At 73.9% G+C, this 5,323-nt stretch carries 1 protein-coding gene; it reads right to left on the bottom strand.

Translation table 11 applies throughout. The features are described 5' to 3' along the window. Positions 1-5,323, bottom strand: a 5,323-nt coding sequence (locus tag DB30_RS39930) for an SDR family NAD(P)-dependent oxidoreductase (RefSeq protein WP_146662813.1), incomplete at both ends; no start/stop codon positions are given.

The raw sequence follows: 5,323 nt of genomic DNA, 5'->3' as shown, positions 1-5,323 counted from the left end.
TGATCGAAGCGCAGCTCGGGCCCGGCCGCGAGCAGCCCGAGCGCGGGTCCGGCCGGAAGCAGCTCGAGCGCGGGCCCGGCCGCGACCCCAAGGTTGGTGAGGATGTGCTCGTCGGCGTCGACGGTGAGGATCTGGCGCAACGGACCCGCGAGCAGCCCCTCGACCGCGGCCATGCCCTGGCGGGCCGAGAGCGGGCGAATACCTGCGGCGGCGAGACGCTCGAGCACGCGCTCGCGCTCGCGGTCACCGCCCGCGTGCCAGTACCCCAAGTTGAGCACGCGGATCGGAAACCCGACGCGATCCGCCATGTCCAGCGCGAGCGCGTCGGCGAAGGTGCAGCCCGCCGCGTAGCCGGCCTGGCCGTGGTTGCCCTCGAACGCGACCCCCGACGAGTAGAACAGCGCGAAGTCGAGGGGCTCGCGACGCAGGGCGCTCAGCAGCGCCCAGGTCGAGTCCGCCTTGGACTCGAGCGCCGCGCGCAGCTGGGTCTCGTCGAGCTCGCGCGCCACCTGCTTGACCAGGACCATGGCCGCGTGGATGACCCCGTGGAGGGCGCCAAACGCCTGCTTGGCCTCGTCCACGGCCCGGGCGATCGCCGCGGGCTCGGTCGCGTCGAGCGCGAGGTAGCGCAGCTCGGCACCCGCGGCCTCGAGCTCGGCCAGCTGCGCCCGGCGGCCCGCGTCGAGCGAGGATCGCCCGACGATCACGAGCTTCGCGGCGTAGCGCTCGGCGAGGTAGCGGCAGGTGTCACGACCCACCGTCCCGAGCCCGCCGATGATCATGTACACGCCGCCGCGCCGCAGCGGGACCTCGGCGTGGTCGAGCTCGACGCGCTCGAGCACCCGCTCCCACCGCGCCCCTCCGCGCAGGCACACCGGTGTGGTCCGCGGCCACGCGGGCTCGGCCACGACCTGCGCCGCCACCTCTGCGTGCTCCGAGCTGCGGACGTCGACGAGCCCGACCTGGAGGCTCGGCAGCTCTTTGGCGAGGACCATGGCGAGGCCGACGAGCCCGGCCGACCAGGGGCACGAGGGCTCGCCAGCCGAGAACGGATAGACGTCACTCGTCACGACCTTCAGCCGCAGCCCACCGGCCACGACGCCGCGACGATCGAGCGCGCGGACCAGCTCGAACAGCGCGACCACGGTCCGATCCATCCACCCGCGCAAGGCCGCGCGGTCCTCGATCGCTGCGGGGCCCGTCGGCGCGATGAAGTAGACGAGCTCGGGCGCAACGCGCTCGGCCAGGCGCGCATCGAGGGACGCGGCCTCGAAGCCCCCGGCCCCGATCTCGAGGCGCACGAGCTCGGCGCCGCCGTGGGCCCGCTCGATGCCGACGGCGAGCGCTCCGTCGAGCCCCTGCCCGACCAGCAGCACGCGCCCGACCGGCTCCGCCCGGTCCTTGGCCGGGCGGGCGATCCACCGCGGCCGGCAGCTGATCGCGGTGTCCGCCGCGCTCGCGCCGAACTTGGCCTCGCGGTAGCTGAGCCCGACGAAGCGGACCTGGACGGCCCCACTCGGGTCGGCGAGGCTGAGCTCGCAGCGAGCCGGGCCGGTCTCGCGGACGTGGACCCAGCCCCGCGTGGGCACCGGACCGAACAGCTCGACGCGGTCGACCGCGAAGGGCAGCATCGGTCGCGCCTGAGCCGAGCGAGCGCGGACCAGCACCGCCGCGAAGCAGTGCAAGGCGGCGTCGAGGACCCCCGGGTGCAAGGCGTGCTTGGCCTCGACCGTCGCCGGGCCGAGGCGCGCGAGGACCTCGTGGTCCCCGACCCACAGCTGCTCGACCCGACGGAAGAAGGGCCCATAGTGCAGGCCCATGCCGTCGAGCATGGCGTAGAAGGCGGGCCCGGCTGGCCCACGCTCGAGCGCGCCCTGCAGCCGCTCGACGGCGAGCGCGGGCGGACGCGCGCCACCGTCGATGAGCCGCCCCTGCGAGCACAGCTCGCCGCTCGAACCGCGCAGCTCGTAGCCTCGTCGATCGAGCTCGACCTCGCACTGCCCGAGCCCGGGACCGCCCTCGACCGCGATGCTCAGCGGCCGGAGCCAGCGGACATCGGCGAACACCCGGCCGTTGAGGCCGCCGCAGGCCTCGGCGACGAGATCGAGGTGGCCGACGCCCGGGAGGATCGCGCGCCCGTCGACGACATGATCGCGGAGCACCGGCTCGCGCGCGTCGAGCTGCCGGCGCCAGACCCTCGCCTGCTCGCGCTCGGCCTCGACCTCGGCCTCGACCGCCAGCGGTCGAGCCGGCTTCGGGCCCCGCTCGATCCAGTGGCGGACGCGCTCGAACGGGTACGTGGGCAAGGGCACGCGCTTGGGGCCCCGCTCGCGCCCCTGCTCGAGATTGTCGACCTCGGTCCAGTCGAGGCTGACGCCGCTGACCCACATCCGCGCCAGCAGCTCCAGGTTGCCGGCGCGGATCTGGGCGGCGAGAAATTCGGCGCCGCCGGTGCTCGCCGTCAACATGTCGGCCAGGGGCGGCCGCGCGGGGACGCGTCCGTGAACGATCTCGGCCCGGTCCTCGCCGCGACCGAAGGCCGCGAAGGTCGCGGCTGCGCTGGCGAGATCGCTGGCGACGAAGGCCAGGCGCTCGGTCAGGGGCTCCCGACCGACGCGCAGCGTGTAGCCGACATCGGCGAGCCCACCCGGGAGCCCGCGCTCGGCGTGACGTTCCAAGGCCGCGCCGATCGCCGCAGCGTAGCTGCGCAGCCGGTCCTCGTCGCGGGCCGAGACCAGCATCAGCTCGGGCCCGGTCGTCGCGCGGGCCTCGGCCGGCGCGAGGTACTCCTCGACGATCACGTGAGCGTTGGTCCCGCCCGCGCCGAACGAGCTGACGGCGGCCCGGCGCGGGACCAGCCTGCCCGCTGCGTCGCGACCCTCGGGCCACGGCGCCGCCTCGCGCTGGACTCGAAACGGCGAGCTCGCAAAATCGATGAGCGGGTTGAGCCGCTCGGCGTGGAGCGTCGGCAGCAGCACGCGCTCGCGCAGCTGCAGCGCGACCTTGGTCAGTCCGGCGATACCGGCCGCCCCCTCGAGGTGGCCGATCGCCGACTTGACCGATCCGAGGGCACAAAAACCGAGCTCGTCGGTGTGCTTGGCGAAGGCCTGGGCGAGGCCGGTGTGCTCGATCGGATCGCCGAGCGAGGTCCCGGTCCCGTGGGCCTCGACGCAGCCGATCGTCCGCGCGTCGATCCCGGCGCTGGCCAGGGCCTGCTCGACGAGAGCCTGCTGCGCGTGGGGGTTGGGCACGGTGAAGCCGCTCGTGCGCCCGCCGTGGTTGACGGCCGTCGCACGGATCACCGCGTGGATCGTGTCTCCGTCGCGCACGGCCTCGGACAGCCGCTTGAGCACGACCGCGCCCACGCCCTCACCGGGCACGTAGCCGCTGGCGTCGGCCCCGAACGCGCGGCAGCGTCCGTCGGGTGAGAGCATGGTCTTGCGGCTCAGGTGCACATACTTGTCCGGGTGGACCGAGACGTTGACGCCGCCCGCGATCGCGTAGCTGCACTCGCCCCGCCGGAGGCTCTCGCAGGCCTGGTGGACGGCGACGAGCGAGGCCGAGCAAGCCGTGTCGATGACGACGCTCGGGCCGCGGAAGTCGCCGAAGTAAGAGACCTGGTTGGCGATCGACGAGCGGTTGGCGAGCACCACCTGATGGTTGCCGCGAACCGACTCCTCCGCAGCGAGCACCGCGTAGTCGCCCCACATCACGCCAACGAACACGCCGACGTCGCGGCCCTGCCCCCCAAAGCGCGGCGCGGGCAAGCTCGAGGCCGAGTAGCCCGCGTTCTCGAGCGCCGACCAAGCGCTCTCGAGGAACAAGCGCTCTTGCGGATCCATGGCCCGGGCCTGCTTGGGCGAGATCTGGAAGAACAACGAGTCGAACGCCGCGACCTCGTCGAGGAAGCCGCCCCAGCGCCCGTAGCTGCGCCCTGGAGCGGTCGGGTCGGCGTCGAACAGGGCGTCGACGTCCCAGCGCTCGCTCGGGATCTCGGTCACGCAATCGCGGCCGGCGAGGAGGTTGGCCCAAAACTCATCGAGGTCGCGGGCCTTGGGGTAGCGACCCGCGAGGCCGATGATCGCCACGGGCTCGTCGGTGTTCGCCTGTACGGCCCGGCGCGGCTCGGCGCTCGCCCGCGCGAGCGTGGCCTGTGGCGGCTGCGTCGAGGGCTGCGGCGAGGGCTGTGGCAACTGTGGCGACTGTGCATCCGCGAAGCGCTCGGCCACGGCCGAGGCGTGAGCCTCGAGCAGGTGCTCCGCGAGCTCGTCGACGCTGCGGAACTCGAAGAACACGGTCCCGCGCAGCCCGGGGAAGTCGCGCTCGAGCAGCGCGTTGGACTCCATGACCAGGACCGAGTCCATGCCGTAGTCCTCGAGCGGGACGCGGCTGTCGAGGCGCCCCGGCGGCAGCTTGAGCACGGTCGAGAGCACCTCGCAGAGGTGGAGGACGAGCCGCCGCCGCGTGTCTCGGCTCGGGTCGCCGGCCGGCGGCCGCGGGGCCCCAGCTCCCCGTTGTTGCGCGGGTGGTTTCGTGGCTTGTTGGTTCGCAGGCGCGGGCGCCTCGCGGCTCGCTCGGGCAGCGCGCGCCGGGCTGAGCGCCGCGTCGAGGCTCCCCACGTGGCCCCACGCGGGCACCAGCCACGGCCGGTCCATGCCCAGCGCGGCCTCGAACAACGCCAGGCCCTGCTGGGCGTCGAGCGCCCCCATGCCGCTGCGGCGCTCGTAGGCCGCGCGCTCGGCTGACGTGACGAGCTCGTCGACGCCGCCCACGGACCACAGCGGCCAGGCCAGCGCCACGCTGCGACCGCGACGCTCGCCGGCTCGCGCCCAGCTCGCGCGCCGCTGGATGTAGAGGTCGGCGAAGCGGTTGGCCGTCGCGTAGCTGGCCGCCCCAAAGTCGCCGATCAGCGAGGACAGCGAGGAGAACACGACGAACAGCTCGAGCGCGTCGGTGCGCGTGAGCTGATCGAGGAGCGCGAGGCCCCGCGTCTTGGCCGCGAGCACCGCCGCGAACCGAGCTTGATCACCCGCGCTCGCCCGGCTGTCGTCGGCGGACCCGGCGAGGTGGAACACGCCATGGATGGCCCCGAAGTGGCGACGCGCAGCGTCGAGCGCGGCCGCGAGCTCGCCCCGCTTCGAGACGTCGGCCTGCACCGCCAGGGCTCGACCGCCGAGACGCTCGAGCGCCGCGACCTCGGCCTCGGCGCTGCTGCGCCCGAGCAACACCAGCTTGGCCCGGTAGCGCCGCGCGAGGTGCTCGCACAGCACCCGACCGATCGCCCCGCGGGCACCGGTGACCACGTAGACGGCGCCCTCGCGCA

It is taken from the genome of Enhygromyxa salina, assembly GCF_000737335.2.
GTDB classification, from domain to species: Bacteria; Myxococcota_A; Polyangia; order Nannocystales; family Nannocystaceae; genus Plesiocystis; species Plesiocystis salina_C.
This window is presented reverse-complemented; position numbering and strand designations above follow the sequence as displayed.